Origin of the sequence: Clostridioides sp. ZZV14-6345 (assembly GCF_020657775.1) — a bacterium.
Classification (GTDB): domain Bacteria; phylum Bacillota; class Clostridia; order Peptostreptococcales; family Peptostreptococcaceae; genus Clostridioides; species Clostridioides difficile_D.
Genome location: NZ_JAGWCX010000270.1, coordinates 1 through 217, shown reverse-complemented (window position 1 = coordinate 217; position 217 = coordinate 1). Strand labels below are relative to the sequence as shown.

Genomic DNA, 217 nt, shown 5'->3' with positions numbered 1-217 from the left:
AAAAAGGAATATTTTAATTAATTAGGAGGATAAAAGATGGATAATTTAATAAGTTTTATACCCGAGCAGTTGCTAATTTTAGTAGCTGCTCTTTATGTTATAGGAGCAGGTTGCAAGAAATATAAGCAACTAGATAATAAGTATATTCCAGTAGTATTATTGATACTTGGAATAGGTTTTTCAGTATGGATGTTAGGATTAAATGCTGATGCAGTCT

The 217-nt window shown here is 29.5% G+C and carries 1 protein-coding gene; it reads left to right on the top strand.

The annotated features are described in order from the left end of the window. Nucleotides 1-36: 36 nt before the first annotated feature. Nucleotides 37-217: phage holin family protein (locus tag KGF39_RS19740; RefSeq protein ID WP_227823607.1), on the top strand; the 181-nt coding region annotated here is incomplete at its 3' end.